This is a genomic window from Stutzerimonas chloritidismutans (genome assembly GCF_038562055.1).
Classification (GTDB): Bacteria; Pseudomonadota; Gammaproteobacteria; order Pseudomonadales; family Pseudomonadaceae; genus Stutzerimonas; species Stutzerimonas chloritidismutans_A.
Window position 1 is genome coordinate 473,978 of sequence record NZ_JBCFXD010000001.1, and the last position, 21,942, is coordinate 495,919.

Sequence of the window (21,942 nt, forward strand, 5' to 3'; positions counted from 1 at the left end):
CAGAGCCTGACTGGCCGCCTAGGCGGCCAGCCGAGAGCGGCTTATCGCCAACCCGCACGGTCCATCAGCATGATCGCTTCGGCCTGACGCTTACCGGCCACTTCGACCGGGATGGTGTCCGCCTTGAAATCACCCCAGGCAGAAACCTCAGCCGAGGATTTCACCTCGGGGTTTGCCGGAAACTCCATGTTGATGTCGGCGAAGATGTTTTGCGCTTCGGCGGTGGTCATCCACTCGACCAGCTTGCGTGCAGCCTCCGGATGCGGCGCGTGCTTGGTCAAGCCGATACCCGACAGATTGACATGCACACCGCGACCGTCCTGGTTCGGCCAGAAAAGCTTGGCTTTCAGATCCGGGTTTTGTGCATGCAGGCGACCGTAGTAGTAGGTGTTGACGATACCTACATCACACTGACCGGCGTCGATCGCCTGAATCAACGCGGTGTCGTCGGCGAATACGTCTGTGGCCAGGTTGTCTACCCAGCCCTTGACGATTTCTTCGGTCTTCTCGGCGCCATGAGTTTCGATCAGCGTGGCGGTCAGCGATTGGTTATAGACCTTCTTGCTGGTCCGCAGGCACAGACGGCCATCCCAGTTCTTGTCGGCCAGCGCTTCGTAGGTAGTCAGCTCGCCTTCTTCGACACGCTCAGGCGAATAAACGATGGTCCGCGCTCGCAGCGACAAACCTGTCCAGCCATCAGTAGAAGAGCGGTACTGCGATGGGATGTTGTCGTTCACAACCGCCGAGTTCATCGGCTGAAGAATACCCATCTGCTCGGCCTGCCAGAGGTTGCCGCCGTCTACCGTCAGGAGCAGATCCGCCGGCGTATTTTCGCCTTCGGCCTTGATGCGGGCCATCAGCGGCGCTTCCTTGTCCGTGATGAACTTGACATTGACGCCCGTCTTGGCGGTGTAGGCATCGAAAACCGGCTTGATCAGCTCATCGATCCGCGAAGAGTAAACCACTACTTCGTCGGCAGCCTGTACAGCACTCGACAGCGCAGTGAGCGCGAGAACGGCGAGTAAACCTTTGCTTGCCTGCATGGATCAGCCTCTTATAAATTGTTCAAGAGACTGAATAGTATTGAATGTCATTTACTTTCTCAACGCGACAATTCGCGCGCGCCGACGGCGGGGAAACTCACAACCGATCAGATCCGAGCCAGGTCCGGCATGTCACCGCTCAAGCCCAGCGCCTGACGAACAAACAGCGCTTTGGCTGCAGGTAGCGCCTGAACACCTTTCAGGCCCGCATTGCGCAACCAGCGCAGCGGCAGCGGATCGGCCTGGAACAAACGTTCGAACCCCTCCATCGCCGCCATCATGGTCAGATTATGTAGCATTCGGCGCCGCTCGAAACGCCCCAATACCCGCGGATCTCCCAGCTGCGCGCCTCGCGCGACCGCGGCCTGCAGCACCTCTGCAAGCACGGCTGCGTCGAGCAACCCAAGGTTAACGCCCTGGCCAGCCAACGGATGAATGGTATGTGCCGCATCGCCAATCAATGCCAAACCAGGTTGCACGTAACGCTTGGCATGGCGTTGACGCAGCGGGATGCATAAGCGCGGATCGGCCTCGACTATCTCACCCAAGCGATATTCGAAGGCACGCCCAAGCGCCTGACAGAACGCGACGTCGTCCAGCATCATCAGCCGTTGCGCCTCGGTCTCCGTGACAGACCAGACGATGGAGCACCAGTGTGCGTCGCCCTCCCGCTGCAATGGCAGAAACGCCAAAGGCCCTTCGTCAGTGAACCGCTGCCACGCAGCCTGCTCGTTCGGCTCGGTACAGCGCACGCTGGTGACGATGGCATGATGCAGATAATCCCATTCGCGGGTTTCAAAGCCGGCCAGCTGGCGGACCGTAGAGCTGGCGCCGTCGGCCGCAACTACCAGGCTGGCGCTCAGCTGCTGCCCGTCAGCAAGCGTCAGAGTCCACCCGTCCTCGTTCTGCTGCAGCTGCTCAAGTCGTGCATTGCCCTTGAGTGCTACTGAGCCACGGTCCTTCAGCGCATCCAGCAAAGCATCCTGCACGACCCGATTCTCGACGATATGACCAAGGACATCGGCGTGCACTGCGGCGGCGGAGAAATCGATCTGACCGGTGCCAGAGCCATCCCACACATGCATGTCCAGATAAGGACTGGCGCGTCGACTGACAATCCCCTCCCAGGCACCGACGCGCTGGAGAATGCGCTGACTGGCAGCCGACAGGGCACTGACGCGTGGTTCGAAATTGTCCGACGCTTTGAACGGCGGCAAGTCCAGCGGGCCGCCGTCGACCAGCATGATGGTAAGGCCGGAGTCCTGCAGGGCCAAAGCCAAGGTGCTGCCGACCATTCCGGCGCCAACGATGATGAGGTCCGTTTGCATTACTGCTCTCTCCTGCCCGTCCTGCATACAGTCGGCCCGCTCGCCTGCGCCATCGCGTATTCGAACATCCGACCTTAGGGTTCAGCCGCAGCGGCTGGTCGAAATACTGCTGTTCCGGCGTATCGGTACCTGCCAAGGCAGCGTACTCGACTCCGTCCTAACGCTCGCGCACGCCCATTCCCATCGCCTGTCGTGCAAACCAGGCTTTGGCGGGCGGCAGCAAATCCAACCCCAGCAACCCAAGATTTCGCCCAGCAACCGAGAGGCGCCCCGATTCACCGAACAGCTGAGTCAGTTGATCGGAAAAGCCCACCGTGAGTCGCTGATCCGAACGCTGCTGCCGATGGTAGCCCTGCAGTACGCTCAGGTCGCCCAGCGGCGCCGAACTGTGCAAAAGCGCGACCGCAAGCGCCTCGGTGTCTCGCAGGGATAGGTTGTAACCCTGCCCGGCAATAGGGTGCAAGCTGTGTGCAGCATTGCCCAGCACGACCAAGCTGGAGCGCACCTGTTCTTCCGCCTCGATCAGCACAAGCGGATAAAGGTGCCGCGCTCCAACCTGCTGGAACCCCCCAAGCCGATAGCCAAAGGCCTGCTGCAGCTCGTCGAGAAACTCCGTTTCAGGGATCGAGCCAAGACGCGCCGCATCCCGCTCCGGCCGAGTCCAGACGAGAGCGCAACGGTTATCAGGCAGCGGCAGCAGCGCCATCGGCCCTTCATCTGTGAAACGCTCAAACGCTCGCCCGCCGTGCGGGATGCCGGGCGTTACATTGGCGATCAGCGCCGTCTGCCCATAAGGCGACTGTTTGACTTCGATCCCGAGATGCTCACGCAAGCCCGAGCGGCCACCGTCGGCCAGCACAGCAAGATCGCAGTCGAGCGTTTGACTGTCAGTCAACGTCAGCCGATAGCCACCCGGCACAGCTCGCATGTACTCGACTTCGGCAGGGCAGCGACGGGTCACTACATTGTCATCAAGTGCCTGCCAGAGGCAGTGACCGATCCAGGCATTCTCCACGACGTAACCCAGCGCTTGCACTTGCTGGCTGGCAGCATCGAGTCGAGTGACACCTGCCCGCCCGCGGTCGGAGACATGAATATCGGTGATCGGCTCTGCACGCTCGGCGATTTGACCCCACACGCCCAAGCACTGGTAGATAAGCCGTGTGCCGTAGGACAACGCCGTAGAACGTGCGTCGTAGCTCGGCTGATAGTCGTGGCCCGGCTCGAAAGGCTCAATCAGCTCGATTGTCCAGCCGCGCTCTTTAGCGCCACGCTGCAGCGCCAACGCCAAACTGGCGCCAACCAGCCCGCCGCCAACGATCGCCAGCGCGGCCATCTACGCGACCTCGGCGGAAACCGCCATCAGTGCTTCGATCTCGGCAACCGATTTAGGCACGACGTTCGTGAGAATCTCACAACCATGACGAGTCACCACTACATCATCTTCGATGCGAACGCCGATACCGCGCCACTTCTTCGCCACATCCTGGTTGTCAGCCGCAATATAAATGCCCGGCTCGACGGTCATCGCCATGCCAGGCTCGAGCACACGCCATTCACCACCGACCTTGTAGTCACCGACGTCATGCACATCCATCCCCAGCCAATGGCCGGCGCGATGCATGTAGAAAGGCTTGTAGGCTTCAGCGGCAATCAACTCGCCGACATCGCCATTGAGCAGCCCCAGGTCCACCAACCCGGCGGTGATGACTCGCACGGTCGCCTCGTGTGCCTCATTCCAGTGCTTACCGGGCGCAATGTGCTTGAACGCCTCTTCGTTGGCAGCCAACACCAGTTCGTAAATCGCTTTTTGCTCGGTCGAAAAACGGCCGCTGACTGGGAACGTTCGGGTAATGTCACTGGCGTAGCAGTCGATTTCGCAACCTGCGTCGATCAGCACCAGATCGCCGTCCCTCAGCAGCGCATCGTTCTCGCGGTAGTGCAGGATGCAGGCATTCTTCCCGGCCGCAACGATTGACCCATAAGCAGGCATCTTCGCCCCGCCCTTGCGAAACTCGTAATCGAGCTCGGCTTCCAGGTGGTATTCGTAGAGTCCCGCACGACTGGCCTGCATGGCACGGATATGGGCACGCGCCGAAATCTCTGCCGCCTGCTTCATCACCTTTACTTCGTTCGCAGACTTGTATAGGCGCAGGTCGTGCAGCAGGTGATCAAGCGCAACGAACTCGTTCGGCGGCTGCGCACCCTGTCGAGCCTTGGAGCGGATGGTGTTGATCCACTCCATCAACCGGTGGTCGAACTCCTGGTTGCTGCCGATGGCGTAGTAGACGCGAGAGCGACCCTCTATCAGACCGGGAAGAATGTCGTCGATATCCCCGATAGGAAACGCGTCATCCGCTCCATACTCCGCGATGGCGCCGTCCTGCCCTGCGCGCAGGCCATCCCACAACTCGCGAGCCGGATCGCGCTCGCGACAGAACAGCACATACTCACCGTGCTCCCGGCCTGGGATCAGCGCAATCACAGCCTCAGGCTCGGGGAACCCAGAGAGATACTGAAAATCACTGTCCTGACGGTAGATATGCTCGACGTCACGGTTGCGGATGTACATCGGCGCTGCCGGCAGGATGGCAATGCTGTTGGGCTCCATCTCCGCCATCAGCGCCTTGCGCCGGCGAACGTATTCGGTTCTGGGGATGCGGGTCATGGACAGGCGGTCCTCAATGCAGGGAGGGCTTGGGTGTCGGCGGTACGGGTTTTGCGCATTCGGTGAATAACAGCAACGGCGCAACGCGCAGGTATTCCATGACTTCCATGTAATCGCTTTCGCCGTCCTCGGACTCGTCCAGCGAGTCCTGAATCTGAGCGATCGCCGCCAAGTCCTGTAAGACTTCGACGGCCTCACCGCTCAGCGCGCGGTCACCGGCAACCAGCCCGAAGCCGGCCAGAAAGCTCTGGCACCACTGCCCCAGTGCGAGCGCGCGCTCGGCAAGCGGCGCATCATCGGAGGGCAGCAGCAAGACAATTGCAATGTCATCGCCGGCGAGTTCGCCTTTGACCATTTCCTGCAGTCCGATCAGTGCTTGGCGCACCGGCTCGTCAGGTTCGGCACCAAGCAGCTCCACAGCATCGATCAGCCAGGATTCGGCGTCGAAGCCAGCGCCGGCGCAGCTGCGCCCGAGCAACAGACCGTGCAGCTCGGCGGGTGTGACGGGTTGGGCACTGCTGGCCAACAATGTTGCGAAAGCAGCGTAAGGCGAGTTCTGAATGGGCATTGGCAGCTAGGCGCGCAGAGGCGCTAATGTCTAGAATGAAGGCCTTGTATCCTAGCATCGGCACACGAGCCAAGACCATCGAAGCCGGCCCACCCAGCGCTCGCGCCATTGACACGGGAATCCCATGGAAGACGCCGACCTGCAATTGCTGACTGCCAAGCTGGAGCAGCTGATTCAACGCATCGAGCAACTCAAGGCGCAGAATCGTCTCCTGCGCCAGAGTGAGCAGGCGTGGCGCGAGGAGCGCGCTCATCTGATCGAAAAGAACGAAATGGCCCGCGTGAAGGTCGAATCAATGATTTCGCGCCTGAAAGCTCTGGAGCAGGACTCATGACCCAGCCGAACACCGTTACCGTGCACATCATGGACAAGGAATATTGCATTTCTTGCCCGCCCGAAGAGCGCAGCAATCTCGAAGGCGCCGCCCATTATCTGGACCGCAAGATGCGTGAGATACGCAGCAGCGGCAAAGTCATTGGTGCCGATCGCGTTGCGGTCATGGCAGCGCTGAACATCACGCATGAGCTTCTGCACAAGCATGACCGCCTGGACGCCGAAGCCAACAGTGCCCGCGAGCATGTTCGCTCTTTGCTGGAAAGAGTGGATAGCGCTTTAGCCGCCGATCCAAACCCTACCGGCAACTGATGAACGGAAGCCAGATTGCGTTATAATCCCGCTCACTCCCTGGCATGTTCGCCAGTCTGCGATGACCCTCTCCCGATAAGCAACACCATGGAGGCTACACGTAGTGCCGGTGTGCATGTCCGCCTGACGGAAAGCCTTAAGGTACTCTGTAGTCGCCACCTTGAACTCTCGGGTTCAAGGGCCTACGCGGGCAGCGGCATGCTGGGGAGCCTCATCCCATGATCGTAGCCAAAGGTTTTTCTCGCCCAGCGCTGCGACGTCAGCTGCGCCAGGCTCGCCGCCAACTGTCTCCTACCCAGCAACGGCTTGCAGCACGAGACCTCTACCGTCAGCTTGCTCAGCACCCAGTGTTCCGTCGCGCTCGCCATATCGCCTTTTATCTGCCCAACGACGGCGAGATCGACCCCCGCCCGTTAATGCTTGAAGCGCAGCGTCGCGGCAAGGCGGCCTATCTGCCAGTGCTCAACGCGTGGCCGCGGACACGCATGGTGTTTCAACGGCTCATGCCGAACGAGCGTCTGGGGCCGAATCGCTTTGGCATTGCAGAGCCCGCGTTTCGCCCGAAACGGCAACGACGTATCTGGACGCTCGATCTGGTACTGATGCCTTTGGTCGGGTTCGACGAGCACGGCGGGCGCCTGGGCATGGGCGGCGGCTTTTACGACCGAAGCCTGGCATATCGCGGCAGGCGCAAAAATGGTCACAAACCGACACTTCTTGGGCTCGCACATGAGTGCCAGAAGGTGGACAGACTACCGCTAGAACCCTGGGATGTGAGCCTGCAGGCTACCGTGACGAACAAGAGCTGGTATGGGTGATGCGGCGGGTGTTGCGGAGAGTGTTGCTAGCCGCATCCATGCGGCGGACTCGATCAGCGTTGAAGCTGCTGAGAGTGACTGATCGGAACCATCGAAGACGAATCTCCTGATTGCTCCCAAAGGCCCTGAGTGTAGCCGGTAGTGACGACACCGAGGCCAAAGATCAGCACCAATATCCAAAGAATATCTGGCTTGCGTTTCATAGTTTTCGCCTCCCCCTGCCAGGCGAATAGTTTCATTCGAGTCAGTATCGTTTTAGTTTTTCAGACTCGACAATGCCAACCTCAAGCGCGGCATTCTCCGCTATGCACCGATGCCGCGCAAACAGGCGTTGCGACCGGTTGTCGGGGAGTTTCGCTTGAGAACCCAAGATGCAGATATCAGCGAGCAAAGACCATGCCGTACTGGCTCATGAAGTCCGAACCCGACGAGTTTTCAATCGCAAACCTACAGCAACTAGGAACCGGCCGATGGGACGGTGTGCGCAATTATCAAGCGCGCAACTTTCTAAGAAACATGGTTGAGGGGGACCTGTTCTTCTTCTATCACTCCAGCTGCGCAGTACCGGGTATCGCCGGCATTGGAAAAATTATCCGCAGCGCTTATCAGGACCCAACTGCACTGGATCCCGCTAGCCCGTATTACGATGCGAAAGCCACTACGTCCAAAAATCCATGGGATGCTGTGGACGTAGACTTCGTCGAGCGTTTTCCGGTGACATTAACGCTGCCTCAACTGAAGGCGCACCCGGCGCTTTCACAGATGCCGCTCGTCAAGAAAGGTAGTCGGCTCTCGGTCATGCCTGTTACCGAGACGGAATGGCAGGCCGTGCTCTCACTCCGCTGAGTCAGCAAGCCGCCCGCTAGACCCACAGCTACTGAATGATCAAATTGTTGAACAGCAGGTCGTCGACCAGAGGCTTGCCTTCTTCTTGCGTCAGCACCGCCTGTACCTGTTTGAGCGCTTCCTGACGTAACGCTTCCTTGGCTTCGACCGAGCCGAGGCTGGCATCCGTTTGCTGGGAAAACAGTATGACCAGCTGATTCCGAATGAGCGGCTCATGGTGCTTTACCTTGGCCTCGGCTTCACTGCCGGTCACGCGCAGCGCGATATCTGCCTTGTAGTACTTGAGCTTACCGTCGGAACCATAGTTGCCGACCAATGCGGGTACCAACCCGCAGTAGATGGTCTTAGAAGCGGCACCCTCTTCGGGCTCGGGGGAGTTGGCGAATACGGGCAGCGCGAGGCCCAGGGCCAGACAGAGAAGAATGATGCGTTTCACGGAACTGCTCCTAGGGCTATTGGCGCCAGCATACCCAGTGATGTGCACGGACCCAAGCCCAGCCTTATGAATTGCCATCAGAGCCGAACATGCTCGTTGCGTCGACCGAGCAGCCTTCTAGACTGACCGAACACAACCAGGCCATGAGTGCCATCAGTCCAGATACGACAATAAAAGGAAACTCGATGAAAGCTGTCCTGTGCAAAGCATTCGGCCCGGCCGAAAATCTCGTCGTAGAAGAGTGCGACAGCCCTCAGATCAAGAAGGGCGACGTGCTGCTCGATGTGCACGCAGCGGGCGTCAACTTCCCAGACACACTGATCATCGAGGGCAAGTATCAATTCAAGCCACCATTTCCGTTTTCCCCCGGCGGCGAGGCGGCCGGGGTGGTCGCGGCCGTCGGCGAGAAGATTACGCACCTGAAGGTCGGTGACCGTGTCATGGGGCTGACCGGCTGGGGCAGTTTCGCTGAGCAGGTCGCGGTACCTGGGCACAACGTATTGCCGATTCCTCAAGAGATGGATTTCGAAACCGCCGCGGCCTTCAGCATGACCTACGGCACCTCGATGCATGCATTGAAGCAGCGCGCCAACCTGCAGCCGGGCGAAACCTTGCTGGTCCTTGGCGCGTCTGGCGGGGTCGGCCTGGCTGCCGTAGAGATCGGCAAGGCAATGGGGGCAAAAGTCATTGCCGCCGCCTCGACTGTCGAGAAGCTGGAAGTGGCAAAAAACGCGGGCGCCGACGAACTCATCAACTACAGCGAAACCAGCCTCAAGGAAAAGCTGAAAGAGCTTACTGCTGGCCAGGGCGTCGACGTCATCTACGACCCGGTTGGCGGCGCACTGTTCGAAGAGGCGTTTCGTAGCATCGCCTGGAATGGCCGAATGCTGGTGGTCGGTTTCGCAGCAGGAGATATCCCCTCGCTTCCCGCTAACCTGCCACTCCTGAAAGGCGCCTCGCTTGTGGGTGTGTTTTGGGGATCCTTTGCCCAACGGCAGCCACACGACAACGCGGCGAACTTCAAGCAGCTTTTCGCATGGCACGCCGAGGGCAAGCTGAAGCCACTGGTGTCACAGACATTTGCCCTGGAGCAGGCAGCCGATGCAATCAATACGCTTGGGCAACGCAAGGCGGTGGGTAAGCTGGTCGTGAAAGTGCGCTAAAGAGAATCCGCTCGTTGCGCACCGTTGTGCGCAACGAGCGGCAGCCGCCGAATCAATGGGCGGTAGCTGGAGTTTCGCCGGCCTGCTGCATGCGAGCCATTTCCTGGGCGTAGAGCGCGTCGAAATTCACTGGCGCCAGCATCAGCGCTGGGAAGGAGCCGCGCGTGACCAGACTGTCGAGTGCTTCCCGCGCATAGGGAAACAGGATATTTGGGCAAAACGCGCCAAGCGTATGGCTCATAGCCTGCGCTTCAAGCCCTTTGATCAAAAAGATGCCCGCCTGCTGCACTTCAGCAATGAAAGCCACTTCCTCACCGGTTTTGACGGTTACGGAAAGCGTCAACACTACTTCGTGGAAATCACCTTCCAGCGACTTCTGCTTGGTGTTCAGATCCAGCGCAACGCTCGGATTCCATTCCTGGCGGAAGATTTCCGGGCTCTTCGGGGCTTCGAAAGAGAGGTCGCGGACATAGATCCGCTGCAGTGAAAACTGCGCGCCCTGCTCGTCCTGACCTGCGGCGGCACCGTTGTTTGCTTGTTCAGTCATGTGAAGCCTTCTTGTTGTGCATGTCGTATTTGAGTCGCGCCGCCTGTACGGAAATCTCAACCGCTACCGACGGGCCGTTTTATCGATTCACGCCTGAAGCATTGCATCCAGGCGGCCAGCCCGCTCCAACGCGTGCAGCTCGTCGCAGCCACCGACGTGCTCATCACCGATCCATATCTGCGGGACAGAAGTTCTTCCAGCCTTCGCCGCCATTTCCGAGCGCAACGCAGGCTTACCGTCGACAGGAATTTCCTCGTAGCTGATGCCCTTGCGATCAAGCAGGCTCTTGGCCCTGATACAGAACGGGCACCAGGCGGTGGTGTACATGACGACTTTCGACATAGTTATTTAACCACTGGCAGATTTTCGCCGCGCCAGCTGGAAATTCCTCCGGACAGTTTCGCGGCAGTTAGGCCTGCCTTCTGCAGCTCACGGCAAGCCGTTCCGGCGTGCTGACCCATGGCGTCGACGACGACAATCGTCTTGCCCTTGTGCTTTTCCAGCTCGCCCAGTCGGCTGACCAGCTTCTCGTGGGGAATGTTCAATGAATCGACGATATGGCCGGCGTCGAACTCCTTCTTCGCGCGCACGTCCAACACCACGCCTTCGTCGCGGTTGACCAGACCGGTCAGTTCGCGGTTACTCAGGCTCTTGCCACCCTTGCGCGCCTCGGTGATGGCGAGAAGAACCAACAACACCAGAAAGATGCTGACCAGAACATAGTGGTTAGAGACAAATTCAATCAGGTTAGCGACCATCTAAAGGGTACTCGGGGGATAAAATGCGGGCCAGTATACACAGCCCCCCCACCGGGCTGAACCCTGCGGATCGTGACGCCCAACCGGCCAACTATTAGACTGGCCGCCTTTTTTCGCGACCTGTGCAAGGAGCCCAACACATGCCCGCCGCGCCCAAACCCCTGGTATTGATCATCCTCGACGGTTTCGGACACAGTGAAAGTCCCGAATTCAATGCCATACACGCGGCCAACAAGCCAGTCTATGACCGCCTGCTGGCCAGCCAACCTCACGGTCTGATTTCCGGCAGCGGCATGGATGTCGGTTTGCCGGACGGCCAAATGGGCAATTCCGAAGTCGGCCACATGAATCTGGGTGCTGGCCGGGTGGTGTATCAAGACTTCACGCGGGTCACCAAATCCATCCGCGACGGCGAATTTTTCGAGAATCCGACCATTTGTACCGCCGTGGACAAGGCCGTGGGCGCAGGCAAAGCGGTGCATATTCTCGGCTTGCTTTCCGACGGCGGCGTACACAGCCACCAGGACCACCTGGTTGCAATGGCGGAACTGGCCGCCAAGCGCGGCGCCGACAAAATCTACCTGCACGCCTTCCTCGACGGCCGCGACACACCGCCGAAAAGCGCACAGCACTCAATCGAACTGATGCAGGCGACCTTTACCCGCTTGGGCAAGGGTCGCGTCGCGAGCCTCATCGGCCGCTACTTCGCCATGGATCGCGATAACCGCTGGGACAGGGTCGAACAGGCGTACAGCCTGATCGTCGACGGCAGGGCCGAATACCATGCCGACTATGCGGTCGACGGCTTGATTGCTGCCTACGAGCGCGGCGAGAGCGACGAGTTCGTCAAGGCGACCACCATTGGCGAGCCGGTCCGCGTGGAGGACGGCGATGCCGTGGTGTTCATGAACTTCCGCGCTGACCGCGCACGTGAATTGACGCGCTGCTTTGTCGAGCCTGGCTTCAGCGAATTTCAACGTACCCGCGTCCCAGCGCTGGCCGGTTTCGTGATGCTGACGCAATACGCGGCAAGCATCCCGGCGCCAAGCGCCTTTGCCCCGGAAGGTCTGACCAACGTGCTCGGTGAATACCTGGCGAACAACGGCAAGACTCAGCTACGTATCGCCGAGACAGAGAAATACGCGCACGTCACCTTTTTCTTCTCGGGCGGCCGCGAGGAACCCTTTGCCGGCGAAGAGCGCATCTTGATTCCATCTCCGCAGGTCGCCACCTACGACATGCAGCCGGAGATGAGCGCGCCAGAGGTGACCGATCGCATCGTCGAGGCCATCGAGAACCAGCGCTACGATGTGATCATCGTCAACTACGCCAACGGAGACATGGTCGGCCATACCGGCGTATTCGAGGCGGCGGTCAAGGCCGTGGAATGCCTGGACACGTGTGTTGGACGGATCGTCGAAGCACTGGACAAGGTCGGCGGCGAAGCGCTGATCACCGCCGATCACGGCAACGTCGAGCAGATGGAAGACGTCATGACCGGACAGGCACACACAGCTCATACGTGCGAGCCGGTACCCTTCATCTATGTGGGCAAGCGCAACCTGACCATCCGCGAAGGCGGCGTACTCGCCGATGTGGCACCGACCATGCTGACGCTGCTGGGCATGTCAGTACCCGCGGAGATGACCGGTCGTTCGATTGTCGAGCTGAGCTGAATCGCTCGAACTCTTAAACGCCACCATTGAAGCACCGGTACGTCGGCAAGACGTACCGGTTATCGCCCCCGTCATCTGTAGCGTACGGCGTGCAGATTGCCCGTGCTTTTTTAGGCATACTACGACGGTCGTTGAACTCTCGGTTACGCCCTCTCATGTCCCGTATATTTCTCGTATTCGCACTTTTCTGCCTGCTTGGCTCAGCCATCGCGGACGAACGCGCGGATGCGCGCAAGCAGATCGAAGCGGCACGCCAGGACGTCGCGGAACTGCAGAAGCTGCTCAAACAGATCGAACTGGAGAAATCCGCGGTCCAGAAGCAACTGCAGACGACCGAAAGCGAAATGGGCCAGCTGGAGAAACAGGTCGATTCCTTGCAACAGGAAATCGATCGCAGCGAGGCTGAGCTGGAACGTCTCAATGACGAGAAAGCCACACTGGAAGGCGCTCGCATCGAACAACAACGCCTGATCGGCATACAGGCACGGGCGGCTTATCAGAGCGGCCGTGAGGAATACCTGAAGCTGCTGCTCAACCAGCAAAATCCGGAAAAATTCAGCCGCACCCTGACCTACTACGACTATCTCAGCAAAGCCCGCTTCGAGCAGCTCGAGAGCTTCAATGAAACGCTGCGCCAGCTAGCCGGCGTGGAAGCAGGTATTGAAAAGCAGCAAGCCACGCTGGCAGAGCAGCAGGACGGCCTCAAACAACGGCGAGCGCAACTGGCCGAAGTCCGCGAGGAGCGCCAACTGGCGCTGGCCAAACTCGATAAAGACTTGTCCAGCCGCGACCAGAAACTCAAAGCGCGCAAGCAGGAGCAGGCGCAGCTGGAGCGCGTGCTCAAGACCATTGAAGAAACCCTTGCGCGTCAGGCGCGGGAGGCCGAACAAGCGCGCCAGCGCGAACTGGCCATGGCCCGCGAGCGCGAACAAGAACAGGCGCGTCAACCGCAGGCTGGCGGCCCTAACCGAGCACCGTCCGGCCCCCTCGTCTCGAGTGCGGGGGGAAATTTTGGTGGTCCTTTCGCCAAGGCCAAAGGCAAGCTGCCCTGGCCGGTAGACGGAAGATTGGTGGCACGCTACGGCACTCCGCGCGGAGGCGATGCTCGAACCAAGTGGGACGGCGTGCTGATTGGTGCCGACGTTGGCACTCAAGTCCGAGCTGTACATGGAGGCCGCGTGGTCTTCGCCGACTGGTTGCGTGGCGCCGGCCTGCTGGTGATCCTCGATCACGGCAACGGTTATCTGAGCCTCTATGGACACAATCAAAGCCTGCTGCGTGATGCAGGAGACATGGTCAAGGCAGGCGACCCGATCGCCACCGTAGGAACCAGTGGCGGGCAAGAGTCTGCCGCACTGTATTTCGCCATTCGCCAACAGGGTCGCCCGAGCGATCCGGCACAATGGTGTCGCGCTCAGGGATAGGCCCTTCAGGCCTTAGCGCGCCCCTCACAACTGGAGTCAGACATGCTGCACCTGTGCCGTTTCGCCCAACCCACCACCCTGGCCCTGACCGTCATGCTAGGGATGTACGGTAGCGCCTGGGCGCAGCAATCGCCCCCTGAGATCGCCCAAGAACCGCTCCAGCTAAACGCCGCGAGGCAAAAAGCGCCGCTGCCGCTGGAAGAACTCCGGACTTTTGCCGAAGTACTGGACCGAATCAAGGCCGCATACGTGGAGCCGGTCGACGACAAAACACTGTTGGAGAATGCCATCAAGGGCATGCTCAGCAACCTCGACCCCCATTCCGCCTACCTCGAACCCGATGCCTTTGCCGAGCTGCAAGAGAGTACCAGCGGCGAGTTCGGCGGCCTGGGCATCGAAGTCGGAATCGAAGACGGCTTCATCAAGGTGGTCTCGCCGATCGACGACACCCCCGCGTCCAAGGCCGGCATCGAGGCGGGCGATCTGATCGTCAAGATCGACGGCAAGCCGACCAAGGGCATGTCGATGATGGATGCGGTGGGCATGATGCGCGGCAAACCAGGCAGCGATATATCGCTTTCACTGGTGCGCGAGGGCGGCAAACCTTTTACGGTCAAGCTCACCCGCGCCGTGATCAAGGTCAACAGCGTCAAGAGTCAGCTGCTTGAGCCGGGCTATGGCTATCTGCGCGTCACGCAATTCCAGATCAACACCGGCGAGGAAGTGGGTAAGGCCCTGGCACGCTTGCGCAAGGAAAATGGCAAGAAGCTCAACGGACTGGTGCTCGATCTGCGCAACAATCCCGGAGGAGTACTCCAGGCGGCAGTGGAAGTATCCGATCATTTCCTGACTGACGGCCTGATCGTTTACACCAAGGGCCGTATTGCCAACTCCGAACTGCGCTTCAACGCAGACTCGGCCGACGCCAGCGAAGGCGTTTCGCTGGTCGTGCTGATCAATGGCGGCAGCGCCTCGGCGTCGGAAATCGTGGCCGGCGCCTTGCAGGATCAGAAACGTGGCGTGGTCATGGGGACCGACAGCTTCGGCAAGGGCTCGGTGCAGACGGTACTTCCGCTGAATAACGATCGAGCCCTGAAGCTCACCACTGCGCTTTATTACACGCCTAACGGTCGATCCATCCAGGCCCAGGGAATCGAGCCGGATATTCGGGTCACCCGCGCCAAACTGACGCGCGAACAAGCGGCGGAAGGCATTCGCGAGGCCGATCTGGCCGGGCACCTTGGCAATGGCAACGGAGGCGAGGACCGGCCCACAACGGCGCCGATTGTCAGTGAATCTCCACGCCCTCAGGACGAGGACTACCAACTCGGTCAGGCGCTGAATCTGCTCAAGGGGCTGAACCTCACCCGCGGCCAGTAGTTGATGCCCAGGGTTCTAGCTTTGCTGTTGGGAGTTTTGGTTCCGCTTGCGGCTGTTGGCGCAACGGATATCGCACCCCTTAACAACGGCGAAGCCGTCGATCTGGCATCCGTTTCGCGAATGCCAAAGCTGGCACTGGTCATGGATGACCTGGGCCAGAACGCGGCGCGTGATGCTCGCGTTCTAGCCTTGCCCGGCCCTGTGGGCTTGGCGATTCTGCCTGACACTCGGCATGCCACAGAGTTGGCCGAGCGTGCCAACGCGGCAGGCAAGACCGTCATGTTGCACCTTCCCATGGCCCCTGCTGACGGGCCTTACGCCTGGCAACCGAAGCTGCCTGCAGCGGAGCTGGACCGGCGGCTGACCGATGCGCTTGCAAAGGTGCCGCATGCCAGCGGCGTTAACAATCACATGGGCAGCCAGATGACCGGCCGCCAAGAGCCCATGGCTTCGCTCATGCGCGAGCTTCAACAGCGCCACCTGTTCTTTCTCGACAGCCGTACCAATGCAGCTACCGTTGCAGCCGCAACTGCGCAACGCATCGGCCTAGCGAGTCTTTCTCGTGACATTTTTCTCGATGACGACCCCAACCCCGAAGCCGTTGCCGCACAGTTTCGCGCCGCCGTACAGCTCGCTCGCAGGCAGGGTTCAGTGGTGGTGATCGGTCACCCACACCCAGCAACGCTCGCCCTGTTGGAGCGGGAGCTGCCGAAGCTGGCGGCTCAGGGCATCGACTGGGTGGACCTCGGCCAGATGATCGCCACCCGAGGCAACCGCGCCATGATCGCCCACGGCGCAAACGGCCTGTATCGATGAATACAGCTCAGAGATAGCGACGCATGATGGCATCGATGGCGCCGTCACTCTTCATCTCATTCAGCGCTTTCTGCAACCGTGAGACGACTTCATCCGGCGTCTCTTTATTCAGCGCAAGAAACAACTGCGCGTCGTTGAAACGCAACACCGTGGTCAGACCGCTCACCCCCTCCTGCTTCGCCAGATAGGGCCCGACCGGGTCGGTCGTGGCCCAGAGATCTATTTGCCCCTTGAGCAGCTTGCCGATGTTTTCCTGGTCGCGCAGTGAGTTGATCGGCTCGAAACCCTTGCTTTCCAAGTGCTGGCTAACCGCGTCGTTTTTGTAAGCGCCGACCTGGTACTGCTTAGCCTGCTCAAGCGAACTCAGCCGCATCGGACTGCCAGCCGGGGCCAGCAGCACCCATCCGGTACTGGCCAGCGGGCCGACCCATTTGAACAACGGCTCACGCTCGGGCGTATAGGTGGTAGAAAACAGTCCCTGATCGGGATGCTCCAGGACCTGGTTGTAGATACGTTCCCAGGGGAAACGCAGCGTCAGGCTGTAATCGATCTCGGCACGCTTGAACATCTCGCGCACGATCTCGGCATTGATCCCGCTGATGTTGTGGTCTGCTGCGTAGTTCTTGCCGTCCGCTGCCATATTGAAAGGCGGGAAGTTCTCGGTCAGTAGCACCACCTTGTAGTCTTCAGGCAGTGCTGCCTTGGCCGAGGCGGCCATCACCAGCAACAGCCCGGCTACTAGAATTCGTCTCATCGCGCCCTCCCCGTATGCAAAACATCCCCAGGCGACACAACGCTGACAACTGCCTAGCAGCGCCCATGCTTGTGTCGCACCTTTTATGTTTAGCAACTTGCGCACCAGTCATAGCTGGGCTGTAGCCAAAATGGGACGGACTGCACAAACTTGAAGATCATATTGCCATCATCCCAGCGCCTTAAGCTGCGCGACGGGCGAAATGGAAAGCGCCTCCTCATGGCAAGCTGAGGAGGTTCAGCATAGCGTTCCGAAACGGGGCGCTGGGGCGCGACAACGCTACGAATCGGAACAGGCTGAGATGCGGCTGTGCAGACCGCTTACAGATAACGACCTTGAATACTGTCTAGCGTGCCGTCAGCGCGCATCTGCTCCAGGGCGGCCTGCAGCCTGGCTACGGTCTCATCAGGAACACCTTTGTTGAGTGCCAGATAGAGCTCCGCACTGTCGAACTTGAGCACCCGCTTTAGGCCGTTTACGCCTTGTTGCTTGGCCAGGTAGCGCCCAGCCGGGTCACCGGTGGCCCAGAGGTCGATCGCGCCGCTCTGAAGCTTGTCCACGTTGGTCTGGTCACGCAGCGCCAGCGACGGCTCCAACCCCTGCGCCGCAAGGTGTTCGGCAATCGCATCACCTTTGTAGGCGCCGATGCGGTACTGGCCGGCCTGCTCGAGATTGCTGACCTCGATTGCACTGTCGCCCCGGGCCAATAGCACCCAGTCGTCCGGGCCGATCGGCCCCACCCACTTGAAGAGCTCTTCCCGCTCCGGCAACCGGGCAGTGACGAATACGCCATACCCCGGCATCTCCAGAGCCATCTTGTAAATGCGCTCCCACGGGAAACGAAGCGTCAGCGTGTACTCCACACCCGCACGCTGGAACATTTCGCGAACGATGTCGGCGGCAATACCGGTGATGTTTTCGTCACGTGCGAAATTCTTGCCATCGACAGCCATGTTGTAGGGCGGGAAGTTTTCTGTGAGCAGGTTGATCGGTTCCGGCGCAGACTGTGCGACAGAAGCAATCAGCGACAGGCTGGCGGCCAGCGTCAACAGCGTGTTCTTGAACATGGCGTGGCTCCTTGTTGCGGCAGCCGCGGTATGTGGCGGCTGTGTCCTTGGATGATTTAAGTGCAGCTCTGAGCAGTCTGAGACACGCTGGATCAGCGCATCACGATGCCGCAGCTGGCCATGTAGGCCTTGGCTTCCGGCACGGTGTACTCGCCGAAATGGAAGATGCTTGCGGCCAGCACCGCGTCGGCCTTGCCCTGGAGAACGCCATCGGCCAGATGCTGCAGATTGCCGACGCCACCAGAGGCGATCACCGGAATGTGCACCGCTTCGCTGATCGCCCGAGTGACGCCCAGATCGTAGCCACTCTTGACGCCGTCCTGGTCCATGCTGGTCAGGAGGATTTCGCCAGCCCCCAGCGCTTCCATCTTCTGCGCCCACAGCACGGCGTCGAGCCCTGTGGGCTTGCGCCCGCCGTGAGTGAAGATTTCCCAGCGCGGAGTTTCACCCGGCTTGGAAACCCGCTTGGCATCAATGGCAACGACGATGCACTGCGAGCCGAACCGATCAGCGGCTTCACCAACGAACTCCGGCGTGAACACCGCGGCTGTGTTGATCGATACCTTGTCGGCGCCAGCGTTGAGTAGGTTGCGAATATCCTGCACCGAGCGCACACCGCCGCCGACAGTCAGCGGAATGAAGACCTGGCTGGCCATGCGCTCGACCGTATGCAGCGTAGTGTCGCGGTGGTCGACGCTGGCAGTGATATCGAGGAAGGTGATCTCGTCGGCGCCCTGCTCGTCGTAGCGCCGGGCGATTTCCACCGGATCACCGGCATCGCGGATGTTTTCAAACTGGACGCCCTTGACCACGCGGCCGTTGTCCACGTCGAGGCAGGGGATGATGCGTTTGGCCAAGGCCATGGTCGATCTCTCTCGTAGGGTAGACAACCGCGCAGCGTTGTCCACCGGGTCACCGGATGCACGGCGGACAAGCGAAGCGTTGTCCGCCCTACGGCTTATTCGTCCTTGTACTTCAGATCGCAGAGCGCCTGCGCCTCGGCGACATCGAGCGTGCCCTCATAGATCGCCCGACCGGTGATGGCGCCGACAATCCCGCGCGTGTTGGTGTCGAGCAGCTTCTGGATGTCACCAATGTTGTGAATGCCGCCAGAGGCGATCACCGGGATGCGGCTGGCATTGGCCAGCGCCACAGTGGCTTCGACGTTGCAGCCCTGCATCATGCCGTCTTTGGCAATGTCCGTGTAGACGATGGCCGAAACGCCATCGGCCTCGAAACGCCGCGCCAGATCGACGGCCTGCATGCTGCTGACCTCAGCCCAGCCATCGGTGGCCACGAAGCCATCTTTCGCATCCAGACCGACGATCACCTTGCCCGGAAAAGTGCGGCAGGCCTCGCCGACAAACTCCGGCTGCTTGACCGCCTTGGTGCCGATAATCACGTAGCTGACGCCAGCGCGAACGTAGTGCTCGATGGTTTCCAGCGAGCGGATGCCGCCACCGATCTGGATCGGCAGGTCTGGATAGCGCTTGGCGATTGCGGTGACCACTTCACCATTGATCGGCTGGCCTTCGAAGGCGCCGTTGAGATCGACCAGGTGCAGGCGACGGCAGCCAGCCTCTACCCACTTGGCGGCCATGGCCACCGGGTCGTCGGAGAACACCGTGGCGTCGTCCATCAGGCCCTGACGCAGACGCACACAGGCGCCGTCCTTGAGATCGATGGCGGGAATGATCAGCATGCTTTTTCCTTCGTCAAACGAGCGGCAGGCTGCAAGCCGATAGGGGCGAACATGCCTGCGTATCTATTTCTGGCAACGTCAGCAGAAGCCTGCCGCTGCCGCTAGTTTTTCTCGAGCGCCCACAGGTCGCTTTCGATGCTTTCGAAGCGCTCTTTCAGGTGCGTCTGCACGTCGAAGATCGCCTTGTTGTAGTACAGCGGAGCGATCTCGCGAGCGAACAGATCGAGCACTTCTTGCGCCTCGAATGAACCCAGTTCCAACTCGAAGCGGTCTTCCAGAAAGCGCTTGATGATCTGCTGCGCGGCCTGTTCCTGAGCTGAATCCAGTGCCAAGACCGGCGCCTTGAGCTTCGCCCGGCTCATTACCAGCGGCCATCCCAGGCAGCGAAGTTCTGCAGCAGCTGCAAGCCGTGGGTATGGCTCTTTTCGGGATGGAACTGCACGGCAAAGCGCGAACCGTCGGCCAGCGCGGCGGCGAAATCCTTGCCGTAATGGCCACGGCCAACCACCTGGCGCGGATTACCGGCCTCGATGTAGTAGCTGTGCACGAAATAGAAGCGGCCATCGGCGGGAATGTTGTGCCAGAGCGGATGGCTGACAGCCTGCTCGACCTGGTTCCAGCCCATGTGCGGCACCTTGAGGCGCTCGCCGTCTTCTTCCAGATCCTTGCCGAAGAAACGCACCTGACCGGGAAACAGGCCAATGCAATCGACGCCGCCGTTCTCTTCGCTGCGCTCCATCAGTGCCTGCATACCCACGCAGATGCCGAGGAACGGCCGATCGACGCTGACTTCACGGACTAGCTCGTCAAAGCCCAGCCGGCGGATTTCAGCCATGCAATCGCGAATCGCGCCGACGCCGGGAAACACCACGCGATCGGCTTCGCGAATGACTTGGGCATCGCTGGTAATCAGCACCCGACCGGCACCCACATGCTCGAGCGCCTTGGCGACCGAATGCAGGTTGCCCATGCCGTAATCGATGACTGCGACGGTCTGCATTACAGGCAACCTTTGGTTGACGGCATCTGCCCGGCCATGCGCTCATCCAGCGTCACCGCCATGCGCAGCGCGCGGCCGAACGCCTTGAACACGGTCTCGATCTGGTGGTGGGTGTTGTGCCCGCGCAGGTTGTCGATGTGCAGGGTCACCAAGGCGTGGTTAACGAAGCCCTGGAAGAATTCCTGAAACAGATCGACATCGAAGCCGCCCACGCTGGCGCGGGTGTAGGGGACATGCATCTGCAGACCCGGACGCCCGGAAAAGTCGATCACCACGCGCGACAGCGCTTCATCCAATGGCACGTAGGAATGCCCGTAACGGGTCATGCCTTTCTTGTCGCCAACAGCTTTGGCGAATGCCTGGCCGAGGGTGATGCCAACGTCTTCGACGGTGTGGTGGTCATCAATGTGCAAATCGCCCTGGCATTCGATGTCCAGATCGATCAAGCCGTGGCGGGCGATCTGGTCGAGCATATGCTCGAGAAACGGCACGCCGATGGCAAAGCGGCTCTTGCCGGTGCCGTCCAGGTTGATGGTGGCCTTGACCTGGGTTTCCAGGGTGTTGCGCTCTACGCAAGCCGTACGTTCGGACATCAACAGCTCCGCTGATCGTGGGGCGAAAAATGAGCCGCATTATAGGCCCAAACCTACCCTCGTCGATACGCGCCCAGCGGCTCGGCTGCTGCAAACCGCCGGCTGGCTGGTCGAGCAGCACGGAGGCTGACCGCTCAACGACTCACCGGCCGGCCTATCGGCTGCGCTGTCGTGCGTCGCAGAGCCGGCACGGTTATCCTTTCCGTCACTCACCACAACAGCCAGGTCAACATGCCCGTTTTCGTTGAAGCCGTAACCGAGCCCAGCCAGCAGGACCGTATCGATCTGGCGAAAATCTTCGCCGACGCCCCTGCCTGGCTCCTGACGCCATACGCAGATGCCACGGCCCTGATCGACGCCGGGTTGGCCGACCACAGCCTGATCGCGGGTCGTTTCAATGACCGGCTGCTCGGTGCCGCCCTGTTGCAACGAGGCTCGCCCAACTGGCGTCTGTCGCACTTGTGCGTACGTAAGCTCACTCGCCGTCGGGGCGTAGGTGCGCGCATCCTCGAAGAAAGTCGGCGTCTGGCCAGTGAAGCCGGGCAGGATCTGCACCTGGCGGCACCGGCAGACCAGCTGGAGGCTCAAGCATTGGCCGCACGGGCACATCTCCCGCTGGACGCGATATAAGCCCTGCCAACGTTTCTCCCCCGACTGTCATAGTCCTCTGGCAGCACCGCCATCGCACACAGGAACCCAGGCGCAGGTAA

The 21,942-nt window shown here is 60.3% G+C and carries 27 protein-coding genes and 1 other RNA gene; 11 read left to right on the top strand and 17 right to left on the bottom strand.

What is annotated here, in order from left to right:
- Positions 1 to 41: 41 nt before the first annotated feature.
- From AAGW23_RS02085 to AAGW23_RS02105, 5 genes are all read right to left on the bottom strand, one after another.
- Positions 42 to 1,043, bottom strand: a complete 1,002-nt coding sequence (locus AAGW23_RS02085; protein ID WP_159966826.1) for an extracellular solute-binding protein — start codon at positions 1,041 to 1,043, stop codon at positions 42 to 44.
- Between the two features lie 107 nt (positions 1,044 to 1,150).
- Complete coding sequence (locus tag AAGW23_RS02090; protein WP_342404699.1) at positions 1,151 to 2,371, bottom strand: 2-octaprenyl-3-methyl-6-methoxy-1,4-benzoquinol hydroxylase; 1,221 nt, start codon at positions 2,369 to 2,371, stop codon at positions 1,151 to 1,153.
- Positions 2,372 to 2,528: 157 nt separating this feature from the next.
- A complete protein-coding gene (gene ubiH / locus AAGW23_RS02095) occupies positions 2,529 to 3,707 on the bottom strand; it encodes a 2-octaprenyl-6-methoxyphenyl hydroxylase (protein ID WP_342404700.1) in 1,179 nt (392 codons plus the stop codon).
- Positions 3,708 to 5,039, bottom strand: a complete 1,332-nt coding sequence (pepP, locus tag AAGW23_RS02100; RefSeq protein ID WP_342404702.1) for a Xaa-Pro aminopeptidase — start codon at positions 5,037 to 5,039, stop codon at positions 3,708 to 3,710.
- Between the two features lie 13 nt (positions 5,040 to 5,052).
- Entirely contained in the window at positions 5,053 to 5,607 is a 555-nt protein-coding gene (locus AAGW23_RS02105; RefSeq protein WP_102836578.1) for a YecA family protein, read from the bottom strand.
- Between the two features lie 124 nt (positions 5,608 to 5,731).
- Between AAGW23_RS02105 and AAGW23_RS02110 the strand changes: the two genes are divergently transcribed.
- The 4 genes from AAGW23_RS02110 (at position 5,732) to AAGW23_RS02125 (ending at position 7,070) form a co-directional block, all read left to right on the top strand.
- Positions 5,732 to 5,941 (top strand): TIGR02449 family protein, encoded by a 210-nt coding sequence (locus AAGW23_RS02110; RefSeq protein ID WP_342404703.1) that lies wholly within the window; start codon positions 5,732 to 5,734, stop codon positions 5,939 to 5,941.
- Positions 5,938 to 6,252, top strand: a complete 315-nt coding sequence (locus tag AAGW23_RS02115) for a cell division protein ZapA (RefSeq protein WP_046161525.1) — start codon at positions 5,938 to 5,940, stop codon at positions 6,250 to 6,252. Before AAGW23_RS02110 ends, AAGW23_RS02115 begins: the two co-directional genes overlap by 4 nt.
- 33 nt (positions 6,253 to 6,285) lie before the next feature.
- Positions 6,286 to 6,464: non-coding RNA, 6S RNA (ssrS, locus tag AAGW23_RS02120), on the top strand.
- A 6-nt stretch (positions 6,465 to 6,470) separates the two neighbouring features.
- Complete coding sequence (locus AAGW23_RS02125; protein ID WP_342404704.1) at positions 6,471 to 7,070, top strand: 5-formyltetrahydrofolate cyclo-ligase; 600 nt, start codon at positions 6,471 to 6,473, stop codon at positions 7,068 to 7,070.
- A 53-nt stretch (positions 7,071 to 7,123) separates the two neighbouring features.
- Here the strand turns inward: AAGW23_RS02125 and AAGW23_RS02130 are convergent, their stop codons facing one another.
- Positions 7,124 to 7,309 carry a hypothetical protein gene (locus AAGW23_RS02130; RefSeq protein ID WP_045423487.1) on the bottom strand — a complete coding sequence of 62 codons (186 nt, stop codon included), beginning with the start codon at positions 7,307 to 7,309 and terminating at the stop codon, positions 7,124 to 7,126.
- A gap of 157 nt (positions 7,310 to 7,466) precedes the next feature.
- On the opposite strand from AAGW23_RS02130, the gene AAGW23_RS02135 reads away from it, so the two are divergent.
- Positions 7,467 to 7,916 (top strand): EVE domain-containing protein, encoded by a 450-nt coding sequence (locus AAGW23_RS02135; protein WP_342404705.1) that lies wholly within the window; start codon positions 7,467 to 7,469, stop codon positions 7,914 to 7,916.
- 28 nt (positions 7,917 to 7,944) lie between these two features.
- Here AAGW23_RS02135 and AAGW23_RS02140 read toward each other — a convergent pair whose 3' ends face one another.
- On the bottom strand, positions 7,945 to 8,352 hold the full coding sequence (locus AAGW23_RS02140; protein WP_342404706.1) for a flagellar basal body-associated protein FliL: 408 nt from the start codon (positions 8,350 to 8,352) through the stop codon (positions 7,945 to 7,947).
- A 185-nt stretch (positions 8,353 to 8,537) separates the two neighbouring features.
- Here AAGW23_RS02140 and AAGW23_RS02145 point away from each other — a divergent pair, with 185 nt between their 5' ends.
- Positions 8,538 to 9,515 (top strand): NADPH:quinone oxidoreductase family protein, encoded by a 978-nt coding sequence (locus tag AAGW23_RS02145; protein WP_342404707.1) that lies wholly within the window; start codon positions 8,538 to 8,540, stop codon positions 9,513 to 9,515.
- Positions 9,516 to 9,567: 52 nt separating this feature from the next.
- Here the strand turns inward: AAGW23_RS02145 and secB are convergent, their stop codons facing one another.
- The 3 genes from secB to AAGW23_RS02160 all read right to left on the bottom strand — a co-directional run bounded on the left by secB (position 9,568) and on the right by AAGW23_RS02160 (position 10,820).
- Positions 9,568 to 10,062, bottom strand: a complete 495-nt coding sequence (secB, locus tag AAGW23_RS02150) for a protein-export chaperone SecB (protein ID WP_342404708.1) — start codon at positions 10,060 to 10,062, stop codon at positions 9,568 to 9,570.
- A gap of 87 nt (positions 10,063 to 10,149) precedes the next feature.
- Positions 10,150 to 10,404, bottom strand: coding sequence for a glutaredoxin 3 (gene grxC / locus AAGW23_RS02155; RefSeq protein WP_342404709.1), 255 nt, complete (start codon positions 10,402 to 10,404; stop codon positions 10,150 to 10,152).
- Between the two features lie 2 nt (positions 10,405 to 10,406).
- A complete protein-coding gene (locus AAGW23_RS02160; RefSeq protein ID WP_342404710.1) occupies positions 10,407 to 10,820 on the bottom strand; it encodes a rhodanese-like domain-containing protein in 414 nt (137 codons plus the stop codon).
- A gap of 140 nt (positions 10,821 to 10,960) precedes the next feature.
- On the opposite strand from AAGW23_RS02160, the gene gpmI reads away from it, so the two are divergent.
- The 4 genes from gpmI to AAGW23_RS02180 all read left to right on the top strand — a co-directional run bounded on the left by gpmI (position 10,961) and on the right by AAGW23_RS02180 (position 16,116).
- Entirely contained in the window at positions 10,961 to 12,496 is a 1,536-nt protein-coding gene (gene gpmI, locus AAGW23_RS02165; protein WP_342404711.1) for a 2,3-bisphosphoglycerate-independent phosphoglycerate mutase, read from the top strand.
- A 155-nt stretch (positions 12,497 to 12,651) separates the two neighbouring features.
- A complete protein-coding gene (locus tag AAGW23_RS02170; RefSeq protein ID WP_342404712.1) occupies positions 12,652 to 13,920 on the top strand; it encodes a murein hydrolase activator EnvC in 1,269 nt (422 codons plus the stop codon).
- A 42-nt stretch (positions 13,921 to 13,962) separates the two neighbouring features.
- Positions 13,963 to 15,300 carry a S41 family peptidase gene (locus tag AAGW23_RS02175; protein WP_342404713.1) on the top strand — a complete coding sequence of 446 codons (1,338 nt, stop codon included), beginning with the start codon at positions 13,963 to 13,965 and terminating at the stop codon, positions 15,298 to 15,300.
- A 3-nt stretch (positions 15,301 to 15,303) separates the two neighbouring features.
- Positions 15,304 to 16,116: a divergent polysaccharide deacetylase family protein gene (locus AAGW23_RS02180; protein ID WP_342404714.1), complete on the top strand. Its 813-nt coding sequence runs from the start codon at positions 15,304 to 15,306 to the stop codon at positions 16,114 to 16,116.
- A 7-nt stretch (positions 16,117 to 16,123) separates the two neighbouring features.
- On the opposite strand, the gene AAGW23_RS02185 is transcribed toward AAGW23_RS02180, so the two are convergent.
- The 7 genes from AAGW23_RS02185 to hisB form a co-directional block, all read right to left on the bottom strand.
- Complete coding sequence (locus tag AAGW23_RS02185; protein WP_342404715.1) at positions 16,124 to 16,870, bottom strand: ABC transporter substrate-binding protein; 747 nt, start codon at positions 16,868 to 16,870, stop codon at positions 16,124 to 16,126.
- A gap of 320 nt (positions 16,871 to 17,190) precedes the next feature.
- Positions 17,191 to 17,937, bottom strand: a complete 747-nt coding sequence (locus AAGW23_RS02190) for an ABC transporter substrate-binding protein (protein WP_342404716.1) — start codon at positions 17,935 to 17,937, stop codon at positions 17,191 to 17,193.
- Between the two features lie 92 nt (positions 17,938 to 18,029).
- Positions 18,030 to 18,800 carry an imidazole glycerol phosphate synthase subunit HisF gene (hisF, locus tag AAGW23_RS02195; protein ID WP_342404717.1) on the bottom strand — a complete coding sequence of 257 codons (771 nt, stop codon included), beginning with the start codon at positions 18,798 to 18,800 and terminating at the stop codon, positions 18,030 to 18,032.
- 95 nt (positions 18,801 to 18,895) lie between these two features.
- Complete coding sequence (hisA, locus tag AAGW23_RS02200) at positions 18,896 to 19,639, bottom strand: 1-(5-phosphoribosyl)-5-[(5-phosphoribosylamino)methylideneamino]imidazole-4-carboxamide isomerase (protein WP_342404718.1); 744 nt, start codon at positions 19,637 to 19,639, stop codon at positions 18,896 to 18,898.
- A 101-nt stretch (positions 19,640 to 19,740) separates the two neighbouring features.
- On the bottom strand, positions 19,741 to 20,001 hold the full coding sequence (locus AAGW23_RS02205; RefSeq protein WP_102836566.1) for a DUF2164 domain-containing protein: 261 nt from the start codon (positions 19,999 to 20,001) through the stop codon (positions 19,741 to 19,743).
- A complete protein-coding gene (hisH, locus tag AAGW23_RS02210; RefSeq protein ID WP_148925552.1) occupies positions 20,001 to 20,639 on the bottom strand; it encodes an imidazole glycerol phosphate synthase subunit HisH in 639 nt (212 codons plus the stop codon). The genes AAGW23_RS02205 and hisH overlap by 1 nt, the downstream gene beginning before the upstream one ends.
- Positions 20,639 to 21,232: an imidazoleglycerol-phosphate dehydratase HisB gene (hisB, locus tag AAGW23_RS02215; protein WP_102836564.1), complete on the bottom strand. Its 594-nt coding sequence runs from the start codon at positions 21,230 to 21,232 to the stop codon at positions 20,639 to 20,641. Before hisB ends, hisH begins: the two co-directional genes overlap by 1 nt.
- A 231-nt stretch (positions 21,233 to 21,463) precedes the next feature.
- Here hisB and AAGW23_RS02220 point away from each other — a divergent pair, with 231 nt between their 5' ends.
- The gene (locus AAGW23_RS02220) at positions 21,464 to 21,862 is read left to right on the top strand and encodes an acetyl-CoA sensor PanZ family protein (protein WP_342404719.1); all 399 of its coding nucleotides are present in this window, start codon (positions 21,464 to 21,466) and stop codon (positions 21,860 to 21,862) included.
- Positions 21,863 to 21,942: the final 80 nt, after the last annotated feature.

Excerpts from the sequence above, each read along its gene's own strand:
- AAGW23_RS02190 (WP_342404716.1), bottom strand. The coding sequence starts at position 17,937 with ATGTTCAAGAACACGCTGTTGACGCTGGCCGCCAGCCTGTCGCTGATT.
- AAGW23_RS02170 (WP_342404712.1), top strand. The coding sequence starts at position 12,652 with ATGTCCCGTATATTTCTCGTATTCGCACTTTTCTGCCTGCTTGGCTCA.
- AAGW23_RS02110 (WP_342404703.1), top strand. The coding sequence starts at position 5,732 with ATGGAAGACGCCGACCTGCAATTGCTGACTGCCAAGCTGGAGCAGCTG.
- AAGW23_RS02185 (WP_342404715.1), bottom strand. The coding sequence starts at position 16,870 with ATGAGACGAATTCTAGTAGCCGGGCTGTTGCTGGTGATGGCCGCCTCG.
- AAGW23_RS02180 (WP_342404714.1), top strand. The coding sequence starts at position 15,304 with ATGCCCAGGGTTCTAGCTTTGCTGTTGGGAGTTTTGGTTCCGCTTGCG.
- AAGW23_RS02175 (WP_342404713.1), top strand. The coding sequence starts at position 13,963 with ATGCTGCACCTGTGCCGTTTCGCCCAACCCACCACCCTGGCCCTGACC.
- pepP (WP_342404702.1), bottom strand. The coding sequence starts at position 5,039 with ATGACCCGCATCCCCAGAACCGAATACGTTCGCCGGCGCAAGGCGCTG.
- AAGW23_RS02145 (WP_342404707.1), top strand. The coding sequence starts at position 8,538 with ATGAAAGCTGTCCTGTGCAAAGCATTCGGCCCGGCCGAAAATCTCGTC.
- hisH (WP_148925552.1), bottom strand. The coding sequence starts at position 20,639 with ATGCAGACCGTCGCAGTCATCGATTACGGCATGGGCAACCTGCATTCG.
- AAGW23_RS02205 (WP_102836566.1), bottom strand. The coding sequence starts at position 20,001 with ATGAGCCGGGCGAAGCTCAAGGCGCCGGTCTTGGCACTGGATTCAGCT.
- secB (WP_342404708.1), bottom strand. The coding sequence starts at position 10,062 with ATGACTGAACAAGCAAACAACGGTGCCGCCGCAGGTCAGGACGAGCAG.
- AAGW23_RS02130 (WP_045423487.1), bottom strand. The coding sequence starts at position 7,309 with ATGAAACTATTCGCCTGGCAGGGGGAGGCGAAAACTATGAAACGCAAG.
- AAGW23_RS02125 (WP_342404704.1), top strand. The coding sequence starts at position 6,471 with ATGATCGTAGCCAAAGGTTTTTCTCGCCCAGCGCTGCGACGTCAGCTG.
- gpmI (WP_342404711.1), top strand. The coding sequence starts at position 10,961 with ATGCCCGCCGCGCCCAAACCCCTGGTATTGATCATCCTCGACGGTTTC.
- AAGW23_RS02220 (WP_342404719.1), top strand. The coding sequence starts at position 21,464 with ATGCCCGTTTTCGTTGAAGCCGTAACCGAGCCCAGCCAGCAGGACCGT.
- AAGW23_RS02115 (WP_046161525.1), top strand. The coding sequence starts at position 5,938 with ATGACCCAGCCGAACACCGTTACCGTGCACATCATGGACAAGGAATAT.
- AAGW23_RS02090 (WP_342404699.1), bottom strand. The coding sequence starts at position 2,371 with ATGCAAACGGACCTCATCATCGTTGGCGCCGGAATGGTCGGCAGCACC.
- AAGW23_RS02135 (WP_342404705.1), top strand. The coding sequence starts at position 7,467 with ATGCCGTACTGGCTCATGAAGTCCGAACCCGACGAGTTTTCAATCGCA.
- AAGW23_RS02160 (WP_342404710.1), bottom strand. The coding sequence starts at position 10,820 with ATGGTCGCTAACCTGATTGAATTTGTCTCTAACCACTATGTTCTGGTC.
- AAGW23_RS02105 (WP_102836578.1), bottom strand. The coding sequence starts at position 5,607 with ATGCCCATTCAGAACTCGCCTTACGCTGCTTTCGCAACATTGTTGGCC.
- AAGW23_RS02085 (WP_159966826.1), bottom strand. The coding sequence starts at position 1,043 with ATGCAGGCAAGCAAAGGTTTACTCGCCGTTCTCGCGCTCACTGCGCTG.
- ubiH (WP_342404700.1), bottom strand. The coding sequence starts at position 3,707 with ATGGCCGCGCTGGCGATCGTTGGCGGCGGGCTGGTTGGCGCCAGTTTG.
- hisF (WP_342404717.1), bottom strand. The coding sequence starts at position 18,800 with ATGGCCTTGGCCAAACGCATCATCCCCTGCCTCGACGTGGACAACGGC.
- grxC (WP_342404709.1), bottom strand. The coding sequence starts at position 10,404 with ATGTCGAAAGTCGTCATGTACACCACCGCCTGGTGCCCGTTCTGTATC.
- hisB (WP_102836564.1), bottom strand. The coding sequence starts at position 21,232 with ATGTCCGAACGTACGGCTTGCGTAGAGCGCAACACCCTGGAAACCCAG.
- hisA (WP_342404718.1), bottom strand. The coding sequence starts at position 19,639 with ATGCTGATCATTCCCGCCATCGATCTCAAGGACGGCGCCTGTGTGCGT.